The sequence below is a fragment of the Flavobacterium sp. CF108 genome (assembly GCF_900129795.1).
Taxonomy (GTDB): domain Bacteria; phylum Bacteroidota; class Bacteroidia; order Flavobacteriales; family Flavobacteriaceae; genus Flavobacterium.
Genome location: NZ_FQWW01000001.1, coordinates 969,661 through 988,359 on the forward strand (window position 1 = coordinate 969,661; position 18,699 = coordinate 988,359).

The 18,699-nt window shown below is 34.0% G+C and carries 13 protein-coding genes; 2 read left to right on the top strand and 11 right to left on the bottom strand.

Annotated features, from left to right (window positions below; all coding sequences use genetic code 11):
- Window positions 1-7 precede the first annotated feature (7 nt).
- Entirely contained in the window at window positions 8-772 is a 765-nt protein-coding gene (locus tag BUE10_RS04350; protein WP_073482625.1) for an MBL fold metallo-hydrolase, read from the bottom strand.
- 90 nt (window positions 773-862) lie between these two features.
- On the opposite strand from BUE10_RS04350, the gene BUE10_RS04355 reads away from it, so the two are divergent.
- On the top strand, window positions 863-2,323 hold the full coding sequence (locus BUE10_RS04355) for a nicotinate-nucleotide adenylyltransferase (protein ID WP_073482627.1): 1,461 nt from the start codon (window positions 863-865) through the stop codon (window positions 2,321-2,323).
- A 284-nt stretch (window positions 2,324-2,607) separates the two neighbouring features.
- On the opposite strand, the gene bcp is transcribed toward BUE10_RS04355, so the two are convergent.
- On the bottom strand, window positions 2,608-3,060 hold the full coding sequence (gene bcp / locus BUE10_RS04360) for a thioredoxin-dependent thiol peroxidase (RefSeq protein ID WP_073482628.1): 453 nt from the start codon (window positions 3,058-3,060) through the stop codon (window positions 2,608-2,610).
- A 97-nt stretch (window positions 3,061-3,157) separates the two neighbouring features.
- On the opposite strand from bcp, the gene BUE10_RS04365 reads away from it, so the two are divergent.
- The gene (locus tag BUE10_RS04365) at window positions 3,158-3,814 is read left to right on the top strand and encodes an endonuclease III domain-containing protein (RefSeq protein WP_056206362.1); all 657 of its coding nucleotides are present in this window, start codon (window positions 3,158-3,160) and stop codon (window positions 3,812-3,814) included.
- A 16-nt stretch (window positions 3,815-3,830) separates the two neighbouring features.
- Here BUE10_RS04365 and BUE10_RS04370 read toward each other — a convergent pair whose 3' ends face one another.
- The 9 genes from BUE10_RS04370 to BUE10_RS04405 form a co-directional block, all read right to left on the bottom strand.
- Window positions 3,831-4,895 carry a tetratricopeptide repeat protein gene (locus tag BUE10_RS04370; RefSeq protein ID WP_073482630.1) on the bottom strand — a complete coding sequence of 355 codons (1,065 nt, stop codon included), beginning with the start codon at window positions 4,893-4,895 and terminating at the stop codon, window positions 3,831-3,833.
- A 636-nt stretch (window positions 4,896-5,531) separates the two neighbouring features.
- Entirely contained in the window at window positions 5,532-5,675 is a 144-nt protein-coding gene (locus BUE10_RS24085; RefSeq protein ID WP_165590706.1) for a hypothetical protein, read from the bottom strand.
- 50 nt (window positions 5,676-5,725) lie between these two features.
- A complete protein-coding gene (locus BUE10_RS04375; protein WP_073482632.1) occupies window positions 5,726-6,310 on the bottom strand; it encodes an RNA polymerase sigma factor in 585 nt (194 codons plus the stop codon).
- Between the two features lie 312 nt (window positions 6,311-6,622).
- Window positions 6,623-7,381, bottom strand: a complete 759-nt coding sequence (locus tag BUE10_RS04380) for a glycoside hydrolase family 16 protein (RefSeq protein WP_073482634.1) — start codon at window positions 7,379-7,381, stop codon at window positions 6,623-6,625.
- Between the two features lie 72 nt (window positions 7,382-7,453).
- A complete protein-coding gene (locus BUE10_RS04385) occupies window positions 7,454-9,112 on the bottom strand; it encodes a glycoside hydrolase family 16 protein (RefSeq protein ID WP_073482636.1) in 1,659 nt (552 codons plus the stop codon).
- A gap of 56 nt (window positions 9,113-9,168) precedes the next feature.
- Entirely contained in the window at window positions 9,169-10,776 is a 1,608-nt protein-coding gene (locus tag BUE10_RS04390; RefSeq protein ID WP_234984705.1) for a hypothetical protein, read from the bottom strand.
- A gap of 12 nt (window positions 10,777-10,788) precedes the next feature.
- Entirely contained in the window at window positions 10,789-12,288 is a 1,500-nt protein-coding gene (locus BUE10_RS04395; protein ID WP_073482639.1) for a RagB/SusD family nutrient uptake outer membrane protein, read from the bottom strand.
- 11 nt (window positions 12,289-12,299) lie between these two features.
- Window positions 12,300-15,338: a SusC/RagA family TonB-linked outer membrane protein gene (locus BUE10_RS04400; protein WP_073482641.1), complete on the bottom strand. Its 3,039-nt coding sequence runs from the start codon at window positions 15,336-15,338 to the stop codon at window positions 12,300-12,302.
- Window positions 15,339-15,579: 241 nt separating this feature from the next.
- Entirely contained in the window at window positions 15,580-18,381 is a 2,802-nt protein-coding gene (locus BUE10_RS04405) for a triple tyrosine motif-containing protein (RefSeq protein WP_304456937.1), read from the bottom strand.
- Window positions 18,382-18,699: the final 318 nt, after the last annotated feature.

Below are 18,699 nucleotides of genomic sequence, written 5' to 3' on the forward strand. Positions count from 1 at the left end.
GGTATAATTAAATTGTAATTTCTAAATTATCATAGGCCAGATAAACATTTTCAGGAAGTTGTTTCTGTACTTCTTCATGAAAACCTAAAACATGGCTAATGTGTGTTAAATAAGCTTTTTCAGGTTTTACCAGATTGATAAAATCAAGTGCTTCCTGCAAATTAAAGTGTGTATCGTGCGGTTCAACACGCAGGGCATTTACAACCAAAACTTTTAAACCTTTAAGTTTATCAACTTCAGCTGGTTCGATTGTTTTTACATCGGTTAAATAAGCAAAATCATCGATTCTATATCCAAAAACCTGTAAATCACCGTGCATAACGTTTATTGGAATTGCGATTTTATCTCCAGCCGCAAAAGGCTCGTTGTTTTTGACTTCAATTGTTTTTACGCTTGGAGCACCCGGATATTTATTTACGGTTTCAAAAACATAATCAAAACGTCGGCGTAAATTATCAAGTACGCGTTTATGTCCGTAAATTGGAATTTCTCCTTGTCTGAAATTATACGGACGAATATCATCTAAACCGGCAGTATGATCTGCATGTTCGTGTGTAAACAAAATGGCGTCGAGTTTACGGCATCCGCAGGAAAGCAACTGCTGTCTAAAATCGGGGCCGCAATCGATTACAAATGAATGCTCGTCCCATGTAATCCAAATAGAAACGCGGAGCCTTTTATCCTTAGCATCAGTGCTTTTACAAACGGGATGATCGATTCCGATAATCGGAATGCCTTGAGAAGTACCAGTACCTAAAAAATAGACCTTCAATTGAACTTAATTTTTTTACAAAAATAGGATTATTTCTCTTTCATTAGAACCCTAATTTACTAACTTTGTAACAAATCTATTTAAAATAAAATGGGTACAGAAATAAAACTCAAAGGTGACAAGGTCATCGAACAGATTCCTTCTATAAAAGACAAAGCTTTACGCATTAATTTAAACGAGAATATTTACGGAACATTTGCTGAAATTGGCGCTGGACAAGAGACAGTTAGACATTTTTTCAGATCCGGAGGTTCTTCAGGAACTATTGCAAAAGCGATGTCGGCTTATGACAAAGATTTTAGTGATGCTGTTTACGGGATTGAAAGTGACGGAAGATATGTTACCGAAAACAGACTTAAAAAAATGCTTACGTTTGAAGGAGAATTGATCGAAGAACGTTTGAGCAGAGAAAAACACCCAAATAAACTTTTCTTCAGCTATGCTAATACAGTAGCAACCATAGATTTTGCCAAACAGTTTAAAGGACACGGCTGGGTTGGAATTCGATACCAGATTGAACCAGACGAGGCATATAACGAAATTATACTTCATATTCGTTTTAAAGAAACTGATGCCAGATTACAACAAGAAACACTCGGGATTTTAGGTGTAAATTTAATTTACGGTGCTTTCTATAAATATAATGACCCAAAACGTTTACTGCGTTATTTATACGATCACTTAGATAAGGATCAATTAGAGATCGATACGATCAATTTTTCGGGACCTCGTTTTGCTGATGTTGACAATCGTTTGATGAGTTTACAGCTAGTTAAAAACGGAATGACGGATGCCGTAATGTTTAATCCGGAAGGAAAGAATGTTTTACCGGCAGCTGTTTTATACAAAAAGAACCTTCTTGCTTTTAGAGGAAGTTTCCGTCCGGTTACAAATGTGAATCTTGACATGTATGAGAAATCATTGAAAATGTTTCTCGAAGAAAATAAAGTAGAAAAAGACAATACATTAGTGGTTTTTGAAATTACACTTTCGAATTTACGTTCGGATGGTGAGATTGATGAGCGTGATTTTATGGACAGAGCCGAATTACTTTGTTCGCTTGGCCAAACGGTTATGATTTCAAATTTCCAGGAATATTATAAAGTTGTGGAGTATTTTTCTAATTATACCAAAGCCCGTATGGGATTAGCAATGGGCGTAAATAACCTTGTTGATATTTTTGATGAGAAATACTACCGTCATTTAAGTGGTGGAATTTTGGAGGCTTTCGGAAAATTATTCTACCGTGACATGAAAGTATTCTTATATCCAATGTTAGGTGATAATGGCGAAGTTATTACTTCTGACAACCTGAAAGTTCATCCTAGAATGAAAGAATTGTACAAATTCTTTAAATTCAACGGTAAAGTTGTTGACATTAAAGATTATAACCCGAACATATTAAATGTTTTCTCTCGTGAAGTACTAAAAATGATTGGACAAGGAAAAACCGGCTGGGAACCAATGCTTCCATCTGGTGTTGCAGAGATTATAAAAGAACATCATCTTTTTGGATATCATCCGCAGAAAGAACTAGAGCAAAAAGCTTAAATATAAAAGTCTCTTAATTTGGGACTTTTTTTTGTTTCAGGTTGCTATGCGTGTAATTTTAACGCAAAGCACACTAAGTTTTTTTTACGCAAAGTGCGCTAAGGTTTTTTATATAGATGGCATTTACAATGCATAAAGTTCGCAAAGCTTTGTGTCGATCAAGCTTTGCGAACTTTACTTTTTTTTATAAAAAACTTACATATAAAACCTTAGCGTACTTTGCGTTAAAATCACACGCCACGATTACAACATGAAACTTGAAACCTCAAACCTGAAACAAAATTTTACTTCAAAATCTGTGCTGTGTGTTCTTTTGTTTTTACATTTTCGATTACTTCTTCGATAATTCCTTTTTCGTTGATTACGAAAGTTGTTCTGTGGATTCCGTCGTATTCTCTTCCCATGAACTTTTTTGGTCCCCAAACACCAAAAGCATTTATTACTGATTTGTCTTCATCGGCTAATAATGGAAATGGTAATTCGTATTTTTCTTTGAATTTGGTTTGCGCCTTTTGACTATCAGCACTTACGCCAAGAAGTTCGTAATTATTAGCTTGGAAACGATGAAAATTGTCTCTTAAATCACAAGCTTCGGCTGTACAGCCCGGCGTGCTTGCTTTTGGATAAAAGAAAACTACTAATTTTTTTCCGGCATAATCTGCCAGTTTATGTGTTTTTCCGTCCTGATCTGTTCCTGAAAAGTTTGGTGCTTTATCTCCGGCTTTTAATGTTGTCATATCTTTTTATTTTAGATTTCAGATTGTTGATTTAGATTTAAAACAAAGATAGCTTATAAGTTATAAATCGCTATTTTTACACTTTAAAATTACAGAAATGAATAAAGAAGCTCGCGTACAATTTGTTATAAATACGTTAAAAGAACTCTACCCTACTATACCTGTCCCGCTTGATCACAAAGACCCATATACTTTATTAATTGCTGTTTTACTTTCGGCACAATGTACAGATGTCCGAGTGAATCAGATTACGCCTTTATTATTTGCAAAAGCAGATAACCCGTATGATATGGTGAAGATGTCTGTGGAAGAAATTAAGGAAATTATTCGTCCGTGTGGTTTATCTCCAATGAAATCTAAGGGAATTCATGGTTTATCTGAAATTTTAATCGAAAAATATAACGGTGAAGTTCCGCAGAGTTTTGAAGCTCTTGAATCTTTACCTGCTGTTGGTCATAAAACGGCAAGTGTTGTTATGTCTCAGGCTTTTGGGGTTCCGGCTTTTCCGGTTGATACGCATATTCACAGACTGATGTACAGATGGAATCTTTCGAATGGGAAAAATGTTGTTCAGACTGAAAAGGATGCTAAAAGATTATTTCCGAGAGACACATGGAACGATCTGCATTTACAGATTATTTGGTACGGACGTGAATATTCTCCTGCTCGTGGCTGGAGTTTAGAGAAAGACATTATTACGAGAACTATTGGTAAAAAATCTATTATAGAAGAAGCTGCTAAAAAGAAAGTTTAGCAGCTTCTTTTTTATTTTACATACTGCTTTTTAAAGCATTATATTCATTTGTCATATCAAGTGATCGATATACTCCTAAAAGTGTTTTTGTAGCTTCTGGATTTTTTGGCTCGATAATAAGTGCTTGCTTTAGATACGGAATTGCGCTGCGGGCAATATCATCTTTTTTAGCGTTTAACTTATCATATTTTTGCATTTCAGCTGGTGAAGTTCCTAAAGAAGCTATTTCATCAGCTAAATCTTTTTTGACTTGTAGTTTTAAATACGCCATATTTATATAGGCATCCAGGTAATTAGGATTAAGTTCTAAGACATAATTATAAACTGCTTCGGCTTTAGGATAATCTCTTTTCTCCAAATAAGCGTAAGCTAAATTATTATTAACCTCTATTTTTTTTGAAGGAACTAACTCATTTCTTGGTTTTTCATAAAATCCTTGTTCTATAGCTGATTCTCTAGCTTTTGTAGAAACAAAAAAATCTTCTTCTTTTGTTTTCTTGTTTGTAGCATAATACATCATTCTCTTTCCGGAAAAATTTATCTTCTTTAAGATTTCATAATATTTTACTGCCGACTCGTAATCCTTGCCATTTATAGAAGATGCCGCAGCGTTATATAAGTTCAATGTATCTTTTTTATCAAACAAATAAACTTTATAACTTTTCTCTGCACTCTCTTTGAATTTTCCAGCATTAAAATCGGTCATTGCACCATTAACAAGAGTAGATTTCATAGCTTTTAAAGCTGCATTTGCTTTAACTGTAAATTTAAACTTTCCTGATTCGTTTTCGTACAAAAAGACATCCTGATAAGCTTGTGAGGCCAACGTAAAATTATTAGCTGCATCTATATTTTTTCCTGCTAAATCTTTATATACATTTCCTTTTAAAAAATAATAATCTGATTTAACTTCATCTGATGCATTTAGAATAAGATATTCTGTTTTGTTTAAAATCGCCAATGCTTCCTCGCTTTTTCCTTTATCGTATAAAGACTGCGCTTCTTTTATTTGATCATTTTGAGCAAATGCTGCGACATTTATCAATAGCAGCATTGATAACATCTTTAGGTTCGTTTTCATATTTCGGTTGGTTTTTGGTTGTTAAAAATAGATTTAGGTTTTTTGAATGAATTTTGCCGCAAAGATGATAGTTTAGCACTTCAGCCTGCGTTTAAATGAAAAGTTAAGATTTAGAGATTAAAATTGATTACCTTAAGTCTCTAAATTTAATTTCTCAAAAAATCAAACTTCTTAGTAAATGACTAAGGGGTATAACAAACAAAACGAAATAAGGTAGTGTAGTTTTTCTTCATAGGTTTTTGGTTATTGGTTGGACAAATTAGGGTGATTGAAATGTTTTAATACGAAAAATTCTTATGTTTTTATGAAATAATAGTTATTTTTTAACTAAAATAAAATTAATTATTGAATAAAGAAATATTTTGACTAAAAATATTAAATTTTAACAAAAACATAATTTTAAACCCAAATTACATTTCAAAATAATTTAAGTGAAAACGAAGAAATATAATAAGTGATTGTAAAGTCAAAAGTGAAAAAAAACACATCAGAATGTATCTCAACTGAGTAAAATTTAGATTTAAGGCCATAAAAAAAACTCACTACCTGTATTTGCATACAAATAGTGAGCTTTCAACCAAAACGACCATCTGGTTTTTCTTTCGAAATAAACATCCGACTAAAGCAGCGGGCTGTTTAATTAGCTATAATCTCAAAATTTTTATCTTCAATTTTCACAACTGTTAAGGCTTGTGAATAACTTAGTAAAAAAGAAATTACTTCTTTTTTAGGTTTCAAATCTTTAGAAGCTAACGCTTTTTTTGAGTAAATTTTCGCCATACTATGTAAATGTTTTATAATAGTATAACGGGCTAATATTCAAAATAGTATTAGTTGGTTAAAATAATTTGATGTTTGTCAATTATTTTTCTCAAATTCATAAGCGCATAACGCATTCTTCCCAATGCTGTATTGATGCTTACATCTGTTAATTCTGATATTTCTTTGAAACTCATATCTTGATACATTCTCATAACCAACACTTCTTTCTGATCTTCAGGAAGTTCTTCGATTAACCTTTTTAAGTCAACCTCAACCTGATCTACGATCATTCTGCTTTCGATGTTTAATGAATCGTCAGACATGATGGAGAAGATTGAAAACTCTTCGGTTTCTCTGTACATTGGCATTTTTTTGGTTTTGCGAAAGTGATCCACAATTAAGTTGTGTGAAATACGCATTACCCAAGGAAGAAATTTACCTTCTTCGTTATAGGAATTACTTTTTAAAGTTTTGATTACTTTAATAAAAGTATCTTGAAAAATATCATTTGAAATATCTCTATCAGCAATCTTAGAATATATAAATCCATATATTTTAGATTCGTGCCTTTTTATTAATGTTGCAAGAGCAGCTTCACTGCCTTCAACATAATTTTTCACTAATAGAGCGTCTGGAATTTGCAGATCAGCCATAATACTACTTTTTTAGTTTTAATAATTTGGAGTAATTTTTCTAAAAAGTAATTTTATTTTATAGGCGTGATCTTTTTTGAGTTATGTTAATTATTGTGACCAAATTTAACAAATATTTATTTTAAAAAGCAAACAAAAACAATAATAATTAACATTAAATCGTTAAGTTTTTTGCTGCAGAGGCCGTTTTTGATAAAAAAAGTTAAAAAAACGCTGTTAAAAATGATTTAAAAAACAAATGTAAATAACTTACAACTAAATATTTAAGCTATTTACACCTGCTTTTTGGCTGCTATTTAATTCTATATTTTTTTATTGATAAACACGTACGTAATCGACGTAATATTTTTGAGGAAGAACAGAATCATCTACTTCAGGCCCCCCAAAATTACCTCCAATGGCTAAATTTACGATAATATAAAATGGTTTATCAAAGGGCCATGTATCTTCATTTTTAACTACGGGATTGAAGGTATACACTAAAGTCGAATCAACAAAAAATTCGATTTTATCTTTATCCCATTCAATTGCATATACGTGATAACCTTCTTCAATATTTGGAAATTCGGTTCTTTTGGTGTTGATAGTGTTTCCGTGGCTGTCTTGCGTATGGAGGGTTGTATAAACCATGTGCGGATCTCTTCCTATATATTCTAAAATATCAATTTCTCCTGTTTTTGGCCATTTAACTTCATCAATATTAGCGCCTAACATCCAGAAAGCCGGCCATAAACCGTGTCCGATAGGTAGTTTTGCCCTAGCTTCGATTCGGCCGTATTTAAACTGTTTTTTTCCTTTGGTTGTAATTTTTGTCGAAGTATATTTTTCACCTTCTTTTCTGGCTTCTATAACTAAATTTCCATCTTTGAATTCGTGGTTCGTTTTAGTATAAATTTGTCTTTCATTGTTTCCGTAACCGCACAAATTTGGACAGCCGTCGCCGAGTTCAAAATTCCAGACTTTTTCATTTAATTTTTTAGTATTGAAATTTTCTTCCCAGACCAATTTCCTCTTTGTTTCCTGCGCATACGAAAAGCTGCAGATTAACAATAGTAAAACTATTTTATTCATAGCATAATTTTAAAATTAAGAAGGCCAGCCGAAACTGACCTTCTCCTAATTACTAATTAATTAACTTATATTCTATTGATAAATTCTCACGTAATCAATCTCCATAGAAGACTGAGTGAAAGCACCATCAATATTACCGCCTAGATTACCTCCCATTGCTACATTTAAAATCAAGAAAAAGTCGCTGTTAAAAGGTAATGAACCATCGTTTGGAACTGAATGAAGTAAATCGTCGTCTACATAAGTTTTTACTGATGCAGGGCTCCAGATTACTTTATAAACATGAAATTCTGTTGAAACGTTAGCGTATGTTTTAGAACTTGTAACCCCATTTCCGCCTGAATGTCCAGGATAATGAAGTGTACTAAGGATCACATTTTGATTATTACCCACATGCTCCATAATATCTATTTCTCCGCAGGCCGGCCAAGGACTAGAAGCATAATTTTGTCCAAGCATCCAGATTGCAGGCCATGTTCCTGCACCGCTTGGTAGTTTCGCTTTAACCTCAACTTTTCCGTATGTAAAAGCAAATTTAGCGTCGGTTTTTAATCTTGCCGATGAATAATCTGCACCGCCAGAAGCTTCTTTTTTAGCTGTAATAACCAGATTACCTCCTTGTACTTTTACGTTTGTTGCTGCGTTTGTATAATTTTGTTTTTCATTATTTCCCCAGCCGTTATCTCCTCTTCCTAAATCATAATTCCATTTTGCTGCATCTGGAGCTCCATCTGTATTAAACTCATCTGACCAAACCAGATTTGTATAATCTGTTGTTGGGTTTTGAGTTGGTTTTGTAGTCGTAAAAATATGATACCATGCTAATGCAGGGTTTCCTCCCATTACGGCTCTAACAACCATTCTGTTTGCTGTGATTGACAAGATTTCATAAGAACTTTGACCAATATAGTAACCCATAAATCCACCATCAGAGAAGTTCAACATTGTTCCTCTTGTTTGTGTTGCATGGTTTGGATTTTTAGTCACAACAGATTCTGACGGACTTAATGAAACTGTTTTAACACCGCTTGTATTATAAGTTAAACAAGCATCATCTGGTCCACTTCCTCCTCCTACGCTTGCAAAAGCTGCGTTAAAGAATGTTGCTCCGCCGTTATTTAATTCAAATTTCAATTGATCTCCGTCTTTTGAGAAAGTCAATTCGTTTTCGTATAAACAGCTGCTTGTTGGTGAACCTGCTTTTTCAAACGGTCCTGCCATATAGTAATTTGCATAATAGTTTTTAGTTGCATCGGCATCGTTTTGACCAACTCCTAAATGTCCAGCTTCTGAAGCTGACCAATACCATTTTTTAGATGTACCGCCGGTTAAGAATGTTACAGCTTCGTCATCGCTAAAGTTACTTAATACCGTAACCTCAAGTGTTATGTTTGATGCTATACCGCCTCTTCCGTTTGCAATCACAGTAATTGTGTAGGTATTTACGCCTGTTTTTGTGAAACGTTTTGTAAAAATACCGCTTGGCGAATTTTCGGATGTGCCATCGCTAAAAACATATTTAAATGAAACGGCATTATCTGCTTTTGCAGTCAATTTTACCGTTCCTGATCCGTCTCCGTTTGGAGCATCAGCAGTTTTTCCTATAATTTCAGCTGTTACCTGAATATTAGAGGGCGCCGCTAAATCGCCAAAAGCATAATCGTCTTTTTGACAACTTATTGCTAACAGCAGAGCAAAAAGTAATACGAAGTATTTATTATATTTTTTCATTTTGTTATTTTTTATAAAATGTAAACTCATTTTAATTTCGTTGATAAAATCTGCTCTTATTTATGGAAATAAACGTTATCAATATAAATGGTATGACTTCCGCTTGGGTTTCCTGAATAAATAAGCTGTGCAATATGAGCTCTGGTTGTTAATCCTGTAAAATCACTTAAAGGGATATCCAGACTCACCCATTGTCCTTGTGCCGGAGCGGTAAATTTAAGTTCGTGTTCTTTATCATCTCCTCCTCCATTGTAAACTCCATTGGCTCCAAAATCAACTAATTTAATTCTGAATTCTGTATAATCTGAAGACCAAACATCTACATGAAAATGTGTCATTGCAGTCGCATCAATTGTTGCAACTGGCTCAATACCCACAAAATTTAAATCTGAGTATTTTTTAACTGCATTTCCTGCAACAGCTGTTTCTTCTAATATTGCTGCTGACCAATCTGTACGCCAGGTTTGAACTGCAATATTTGTATACACATCACTAAATAATGAAATAACATTTGCTGCCGGTACAGTTGGGGTTGGTGCTGCTGTACTTAATGTTTCAACGTCTTTATAGAAATAAATATTATCAATAAATACAGTGCCTCCAGCCCAAGGAGTTCCTACAAATTTCAATTGGAAAATATCTGCTACCGTTAATCCCTGACTTGTAAATGCCGAGATTGGAATATCAATACTTGTCCATTGATTTGCTGTAAGGTCTTTTACAACTGGTTTTTCTCCATTTGTTTTACTAATTAATGAAGTTTCGATTTTTTGTAAATCTGCTGTCCAAACATCCATGTGAATGTAATCCATGCCCGAAACGTCAACTGTAACATTATCTGCTAAAGCAATTCCCTGGTAGCTTAATTTGATATAGTTCAACATTTTGTCGCCATTCAAATCAAATTCTGCCCAGCTGCTTCCTTGTCCTGCTTGTCCCCAATCTGGGAAATAGTTTGTTCCGGCAACATTAGTGTATTTAGAACCGTAAATAGAAATTACATTTCCGGCTGCTCTGTTTGGAGGCGTTGGTGCCGAAGTTGTTGGGTTAAGAACTAATTTTGCTTCAAACTCCTGAGATTTTTCAGTTGTTTTAATTGCAGCACTTTTTGAAACCACACGAATTGTGTAAACTCCAGCTTGCTGATATGTATACGAAACTGATTCTCCGTTATTTGCTGTAAGCGGATCTGGTTTTCCTGCTTCTCCAAAATAAACATCGTAAAACAATGCAAAATCTGCTGTTGCTTTTACGGTTACTTTTTTAGAAACCGATAAATCATTTGTTATTACCACTACTAAATTTTCCGGAGCTTTAAACGAAACTAAAACCTCTTGTGTTACTTCGGTTTTTTTTCCTGTAATTCCCATTGCAATAATTTTGCTTTGGTAAGTTCCTTCTTTATAAACGTGTGTTACGGTTCCTCCAGAAGGAAAATAATCAGATTCTGGCGATCCGTCTCCGTAATTTATTTTGTATTGTGTTACTCCTTCTCCTTTTGGTAAAAAAGTTACTTTACCGGAGTTATCCTGAGTTACAGTGGTCAGAGCAGATATGTTTTCGGGTGCGCTAACACCTTCTAAATCAATATTGCTGTCATCGCTTGAACAGCTAAAGAATAGCGCTAAAACGACAAGACTTAATATATAATGTAATTTTTTCATAATAGTATTTTTTTAATATCCAGGATTTTGCGACCAGTTACCGTTTGCGAATTGAATTTCTTCTATTGGAAGTGGAAATAGTTCGTTTTTGTTTGCCGAAAATCCAGGGATTGTTCCAACAGCTTTACCAGTTCTTACTAAATCAAAGAAACGATGTCCTTCTCCAAAAAGTTCTACTCTTCTTTCTGCCCAGATAAAATCTGTAAGGGCAGCTCCAGAAGCCGTTACATTATGGTTATTATCTCCAAAAGCACGGGCTCTAACAAGGTTTAAATATGTTCTTGCTTTTCCGTCATCAATTGCGCCTCTGTTGTAAGCTTCTGCAGCCATTAAAAGAACGTCTGCATAACGAATTGATCTATAATTATTTGGATTTGTTAAATTCAAATCTCCCTGTGCATTTGAACTTCTTTTTCTTGGAATATATTTTCTATTGAAGAAACCTGTGTCTTCATTTCCTTTTCCGTAGCTAACTCCTTTTCCATTATCATAATTAGCATTTGCAGCAGCAAAAGCAGCGATGTCTAAAATAGCTACATCTTTACGTCTGTCTCCTACTTCAAAAGCATCTGCACCTTCCTGAGTTGGTACATTAAAACTAAATCCTGAAGAGAAAAGAGGTCCTGAAAAATTTCTAACGCCGCTAAAACCTACCGCTACGTTACCTTCACTACATTGTAAACATCCAAATCCGGCACCTTCAGTATCTGTGTATTGTACTTCAAAAACAGATTCTGCTCCGTTTTCTCCGTCCATTTCAAATATTGAATTATAATCTGTTACTAAAGAATATTTTCCTGAAGTAATTACAGATTCTAGTACCGTTGCTGCCTGTGTAAATTTATTTTGATATAAGTATGCTTTTCCCAATAATGCCTGAGCAGCAGTTTTAGTTGCACGGCCTTTTTGAGATGCATTTGGTGCTAAATTAGCCGATGCGAAAATTAAATCAGCTTCAATTGAAGCATACACTTCCTGAACTGATGAACGCGGTATCGTTTTTTCATCTCCAATTTTAAATCTCGCATCGCCTTTCATTGGTATGCCACCAAACCATTTTACTAATTCAAACTGGTAATATGCTCTAAGAAAACGCGCTTCGGCAATAACTTGAGTTTTCTCTGGAAAATCTGTTTTATCTTGAAATTCAAGAATATAATTGGCTCTTTGAACTCCTGCAAACATCCAGTTCCAGATATCTCTTAAATTGCTGTTTACCGGCGTTTGGATCATATCATCAATTTGCTGAAACCCAATAACGTCTGTAGGGCTTTCTCCTCCACATAAAGTATTATCTGAAGCAATTTCTCCTAATAATACATTTACATAAGAAGCCTGAAGCAAATCGTAAGCTGCAATCAAAGCCTGATCGTAATCTGCTTTTGAATTAAAATAGTTTTCAGAATCGATAGAATATTCTGGTTTAGGATCTACAAACTCATCCGAACATGAAATACTTATGGTCGAAAACAGAGCAAGAGTTATAACGGTTGTAAAGAAATATTTTTTCATTTTAATTGAAATTAAAAATTAATGTTTAGCCCCATTAAATAGGTTCTTGGAATTGGGTAGAATCCGTAATCGATTCCTCCGCCAATTGGTGCGCCACTTGAAGCTCCCGGATCAAAACCTTTGTATTTAGTAAAGGTGTATAGGTTATTTACTCCTGCATAAAGTCTTAATTTTGTGATTCCTGCTTTTTGAGCAACACTTGGATTAAGAGAATATCCTAACTGAACATTCTGAATTCTGAAGTATGAAGCATCTTCAACAAAATAGCTGGAAAGTACATTGTTTGATGTTGCACCGGTTGTAACTCTTGGTGTAGAGTTTGTAGAACCTTCGCCTGTCCATCTGTCTAAAACATAATTTAAACGATTAGCATCAGAAAGTGTTCTTTCGTAGTTACGAATCATATCGTTTCCAATTGAAGCAAAAGTAAAAACTGCAAAATCTAAGTTTTTATAGTTTAATTGAAGATTGAATCCCATTGTTGCATCCGGAATTGGGTCTCCAATGTTAGTTTTATCTTTTGTATCAATTACACCGTCTCCATTTACATCAACATAACGAAGATCTCCAGGTGCAGCATTTGCTCCTAAAGCCAATTGTGATGGATGAGCATCCACTTCGGCTTGATTTTGGAAAATTCCATCTGTTTTATATCCGTAAAAATATCCTAATGGTTTTCCTATTTCCATACGAGCAGCCAGCGGCTGTCCTACTCCAAAATTACCATTTTCAATAAATCCTGTTCCGTTGTTTACTTCCAGAACTTCGTTTTTAAGGAAAGTAACATTGTAACCTACACTAAATGAAAATGAATCTGAAAATTTGTCTTTATAGTCGATCGCAAATTCAAAACCTTTATTTCTAACAGATCCTGCATTTAAAGTTGGAGCACTTGCGCCCGGCGCACCCGTACCTGTAATTCCTGAAACCGGAATATTTTGAATCAATAAATCTTTTCTGGTATCGATGAAATAATCGGCAACGATGAAAACTTTATCATTTAAAACTTTTAAATCTAAACCAACATCAAATTTTTCTGCTTCTTCCCATTTCAAATCCGGGTTTGGAACTTGTCCTCCTGCCGTTCCATTAACTAAAGAACCATCAAAAACATACGTTGCTTCTCCATTTAAAAGTCCTAAATAACCATAATTCGGGATTTGGTCATTTCCTAACGTTCCGTAACTAGCTCTTAACTTTATAAAACTAATTGCTTTTGGCTGTCCGAAGAATTCTTCTTCAGAAATTACCCAACCACCTGTAACTGATGGAAAGTATCCTACTTTATTTCCTGGCCCAAATTTGGTAGAAGAATCACGACGGATCATCCCAGACAATAAATATTTCTTTTTGTAATCATACTGCAGTCTTCCAAAATAAGACAATCTTCTTTGATCGTAAACATATGAGCTGTTTGTCAACGTTTCTGAAACTCCTTTTGTTAAAGAAATATCTGCAAATTCCCAAGAGTTATTTGGTACATCAAAACCAGTTGCAGTGAGTCCGTTACCCCATTCTTTAAAAATAGTAGTACCAATTGTTCCTGTAATATTGTGAGATTCTCCAATTTGTGTAGTGTAATTACCAAAAAGGTCAAATGAATAGTTGTTATCATTTACAGCTCCCTGAGTTACAGAACTTCTTTGAACGTCAAATACTTTTCCGCCATAACTGATTTGTTTTGCAAAAGTTTTTGATTCGCTGTTTGAAGTATTAAAACCTATTGAACTTGAAAGTGTAAATCCTTTGAAAATTTTATAATCTAAACCAAAGTTTCCGTTCAGTTTTTTATAATTGTAGTCATTATAAGTATTGGCAATCTGCGCAAGCGGATTTATAATTTCATTACCTAAACCTGTTGTACTTGGCACTAAAGCAAATTGGCCATTTGCATCATAAGGTTTTAATGTTGCAGGAACGTTAAGTGCATTAAACAATACAGAACCCAATCCGTTTTCGTTTAACGTTCTTCTTGTAAAATAAGTGTAAATAACGTTTGTTCTCAATTTGAATTTATCGCTTAAATCAGCACTCAAACCAAGTCTTGCTGTATTTCTTAAGAAACCAGATTTGTCTCCTCCTACAATTCCTTCCTGATCTAAGTGAGACCCACTAATAGAATACGTGATTTTATCAGAACCTCCGGTAATCGTTAAATCATTATTGATGATAGGTGCTCCTTTTTGAAAAACTTCTTTCTGCCAGTCTGTACCTGATCCTAAACCAGAAACATTTGGATAAGGAAGCGGTCGTCCTCCATTTGCATAACTTTCATTTAATAAAAGTGCATATTCAGTAGCGTTTAGAGTTGGTAATTTTCTAGATGTTTCCTGAAATCCTGCATAACTGTTAAATGAAACTTTTGTTTTAGTATTTTTTTTACCCATTTTGGTTGTTACCAAAATGATTCCGTTTGCACCAATTGTTCCGTAGATAGCAGCCTGGGCATCTTTTAAAACGGTAATGGTTTCTATATCATTCGGATTCAAAAGTCCAAAATCTCCCACATAACCGTCGATAATAGCAGTTGGTGCATTTTGTCCATTTGTAGCGATACCACGAATACGAATATCCAGCGGCGCTCCCGGCGCTCCTGACTGCGTCGTTACGTTTACACCAGAAATTGTTCCCTGTAAAGCCTGTTCAATACGAGTAGGTTTTAAAACATCGAGTGTTTTACTGTCAACAACAGACACAGCTCCGGTAACTTCTCTTTTTTTCTGGCTGCCGTAACCAATAACAACGACTTCATCAAGCGATTTTGCATCGTCGGCCATTTTTACAGCCATCTTAGTTCCAGAAACTACAACTTCTTGGGTTCTGTAGCCTATATAACTGAAAACAACTGAAGATCCTTTTGGAACTCCGGTTAATTTAAAAGATCCGTCAAAATCTGTGGTTGTGCTTTGAGACGAACTTTTAACTTTTACATTAACGCCAGGCAATGCTAAGCCTGAGCCATCTACTACCGTTCCGGTTACATCAATAGATTGCGCAAAGGCAAATGATGTACACAGTGATAGTACAATTAGTAATAATTTAGATTTCATAATTAGTTAGTTTTTATTGAAAGTTAAATTTATCTGTTCCCTTTATGAAAACGATAAAATTAACCTCAACAAAAAACATACATCATAAAAAAATCTAGTCTTAATTCAGGATATCATAAAATAAACCGCCGTATAACTATAATTTATGAATGTTAATTTTCTTAACATTTCCACTGCAATTTCCCAACAAAAGCATAATGTTGTGGTAATGTATAGTTTTTTTAAACGATTTTTAGAATTCCTATACAGCAAGAATATATTCTACTAAACCGATTTCGTGCTGCAAATCCATTTTCTTACGCAAACGATACCTTTTTATCTCAACACTTCGAACTGAAATATTAAACATGGGAGCTATTTCCTTTGATGAAAGATTCAATCTCAAGTAAGCGCATAAACGAAGATCATTTGGCGTTAAGGCCGGATGCATTTGTTTTATTCTTTTTAGGAAATCTTTATCGGCACTATCAAAAGCTTCTTTAAAAATTTTCCAGGAATCTTCCTCTGTAATGTTTTTATTAATGGTACTAATTACAGATTTGATATTTGAACTGTCATTTTGAGATGTTTTCTTTAAATCTTCTTTAATAAAAGCCAGCAATTCGTTTTTACTATTTAAACTCATTGTCGAAACCGCCAGTTCACGGTTTTTATTATCAACGTCCTGCGAAAGCTGTTCATTTCGAAGCTTCATTAACTGCTGTTCGTTTTCTAGTTCCTGAATCTCCAGTAAAAGGTTATTTTCTTCAATCAGTTTTTCTTTTTGCTTTTGATAATAATTTCGATATGCTTTATTAATAAAGTATGCCATTGCCAAAATCAAAAGGAAATAAACAAAACAAGCTAAATTGGTCAAATACCAAGGTTTTAAAACTACAAATGTATATACAGCCGTGTTTTGCAAAATTGTATTGGCATATTTTGCCCTGACTCTAAAGGTGTATTTTCCCGGCGAAAGGTTTTTAAAATTTATTGTCGCCTTTGTACTCCACTCGCTCCAGTCGTCCTGAAAGCCTTCTAATAAATATTGATATTCAGAGTTGATGTATTTATTGTATTCCGGAACGGTATAATTAAGCGTAATGTTATTTTCATCAGAATCAAAACTGCCTTCACTTTGAATGCCGACATTTTTAAACGTTTCGTTTTGTTTGTTTATCAATATATCAGTAATAAAAACATCGTAATTTTTAAAACTTAAATCGTCGATATTTAAGGTATAATAACCATCTGTTGTACCAATTAAATAAGTTGATTTTGAAATTTGGGTAATATTTTCATATCCTAACATCGAATTTGTTAAAGAGGAAGGAATAGGAATTATATTTTGCTTTAATTGATTGCTCAATTTACTGGCAGAAAAATAATGAATGTAGTTTTTAGAAAACAACCAGATTTTATTCGAATGATCTACAATTAATTTACCCGATGTATATTCGTCTTTTTCAAAAATCGAACTTAATACGGTATCTTTTTCAAACTGTCTTGTTTTAGGATTTAATTTGAAAATCCCGCCTTTGTAGGCATAATAAATTGAATTATTAAAAGTGGTCAAACTGGCGCTGATTCCTTTTTCCGGCGATTTGTAGGTATAAAAATCATGTGTTTTTAAAAGCGTTTTATCGAGTTTTAGTCTAAAAATTCCTTTGTATTCGTGACTTATGTAAACATCCAGATTCTTTGTAATTTCAAAATATCGCGATGAATAATCAAAACCCTGAATTTTGTTTTTAAAAACCCACTGATTGTTTACTTTCTCTAAAACCGAAAGTCCGTAATAATTCCCTTGAATTAATTGATTTTTATTTATTGGAGAAGGTTCAAACTTCCAGGTTCCTGAACCCGAAAATATACTTCTTGCCGAATCATTTGTAACTATAAAAGTTCCCGAATCGTGTCCGCAAAAAAGTGTATTATCATATGTAAACAGTGACCAAACCTGCCCTTTTGTTCCGTTTATAAATTTGAATTCAGTATTACTCTGCGTTCGTTTACAAAACAATCCCTGATTTGTTCCAATGTAAAGCATTCCGTTAAAAACTGCCGATGCATAAACGGTTCCTAAAACGCCCGTATCGTCTGTAAAACTGTGTACCGGTGATTGAATATTGATGCAGTTAATTCCGTTATCTAATCCAACCCATAAATTTTGATCTTTATCTTCAAAAAGTGATAAAGCCGTATTATTACTTAAACCTTTACTCTGCGTAAGATGATATTTTAGTTTTCCGCTATTTGATAAAATAAAAACTCCGTTTGAAACCGTTCCCAAAGCAAAACTGCCATCCTGAAGACGCTGACTGCTGTAAACAAAACTTGATTTTAACTCTGCATCTACATCTGTAGCAACTCTCGTTAGAGAATTCCCTGTCAGTTTATAAATCCCATCCAGCTGCGTTTGAATAAGCAAACCATCATCTGTCGTAAAAACATTCGCAATTGTAAATTTCTTTAGAGTTGCATTATCTGAAACTAATTTTGCTCTTCCACTTTCAATTTCAAAAAGTCCTTCTTTAATAGTTTGAAAATAAATAGCATTTTTTGCCGAAAATGACTTTATAACACCATTTTTGGGGGCGATGATATTAAATTTTCTGTTTTTAGTATCATAGATATAAATTCTGTTTAAGGATTGAAACAGAATCCATTCATCGTATTTTAAGATATTCCAAAACTGTTCATCATCTAAAATTTCACTTTTAATTTTATCGCTGAGAGATGTGTATTTTAGTTTGCCGTTTTCGTTTCTGGTCCAATAACCAAAATTCATATAACTGCCTGTATATACTTTATTTCCAATCACTTTTACAGATCGGATAATAGTTTCATTTGGTCCCGGATACAATTGCCAACTCGTTCCGTTATATTCTAAAAGTCCATCGTTATTAGCAAAATACAAATAATTTTCATCGTCCTGCGAAATCATCCAGCTCTGATTTCCGGCTCCATAAACAGATGAAGAATATTTAACAATTGGCGGAAGTTCCTGCGCAAAAAGCAAGAAATTCATCAAAAATAATAAGGTCGTTAGTTTAGTTTTCAAATTTGGTCAGGATATTAAATAATACTAAAACAGTTCTAAAATAGCACATTTTAGAGTGAAACAATAATTTTTAGTAAAATAAAATCTTTACAAATAACCCGTGATTTTAGCTACGCGAAAACAATTATCATAATATGTCACGCTCCAGCGGTTGAAACCGCTGGCAATGTTTCCTAACAATTTCTCAAAAATAATCAAACATAGCCCGTGGTTTCAACCACGGGAAACCGATTGTGATGATATGCCTTGTGTCACAGCGGTTGAAACCGCTGGCAATGTTTCCTAACAATTCCGCAAACATATTCAAATATAGCCTGT

What these genes read in the sequence shown, in the direction of transcription:
- bcp (WP_073482628.1), bottom strand. Translation starts at nt 3,060, where the DNA reads ATGACAACATTAAAAGCCGGAGATAAAGCACCAAACTTTTCAGGAACA.
- BUE10_RS04395 (WP_073482639.1), bottom strand. Translation starts at nt 12,288, where the DNA reads ATGAAAAAATATTTCTTTACAACCGTTATAACTCTTGCTCTGTTTTCG.
- BUE10_RS04385 (WP_073482636.1), bottom strand. Translation starts at nt 9,112, where the DNA reads ATGAAAAAATATAATAAATACTTCGTATTACTTTTTGCTCTGCTGTTA.
- BUE10_RS04355 (WP_073482627.1), top strand. Translation starts at nt 863, where the DNA reads ATGGGTACAGAAATAAAACTCAAAGGTGACAAGGTCATCGAACAGATT.
- BUE10_RS04380 (WP_073482634.1), bottom strand. Translation starts at nt 7,381, where the DNA reads ATGAATAAAATAGTTTTACTATTGTTAATCTGCAGCTTTTCGTATGCG.
- BUE10_RS04400 (WP_073482641.1), bottom strand. Translation starts at nt 15,338, where the DNA reads ATGAAATCTAAATTATTACTAATTGTACTATCACTGTGTACATCATTT.
- BUE10_RS04365 (WP_056206362.1), top strand. Translation starts at nt 3,158, where the DNA reads ATGAATAAAGAAGCTCGCGTACAATTTGTTATAAATACGTTAAAAGAA.
- BUE10_RS24085 (WP_165590706.1), bottom strand. Translation starts at nt 5,675, where the DNA reads ATGGCGAAAATTTACTCAAAAAAAGCGTTAGCTTCTAAAGATTTGAAA.
- BUE10_RS04390 (WP_234984705.1), bottom strand. Translation starts at nt 10,776, where the DNA reads ATGAAAAAATTACATTATATATTAAGTCTTGTCGTTTTAGCGCTATTC.
- BUE10_RS04370 (WP_073482630.1), bottom strand. Translation starts at nt 4,895, where the DNA reads ATGAAAACGAACCTAAAGATGTTATCAATGCTGCTATTGATAAATGTC.
- BUE10_RS04375 (WP_073482632.1), bottom strand. Translation starts at nt 6,310, where the DNA reads ATGGCTGATCTGCAAATTCCAGACGCTCTATTAGTGAAAAATTATGTT.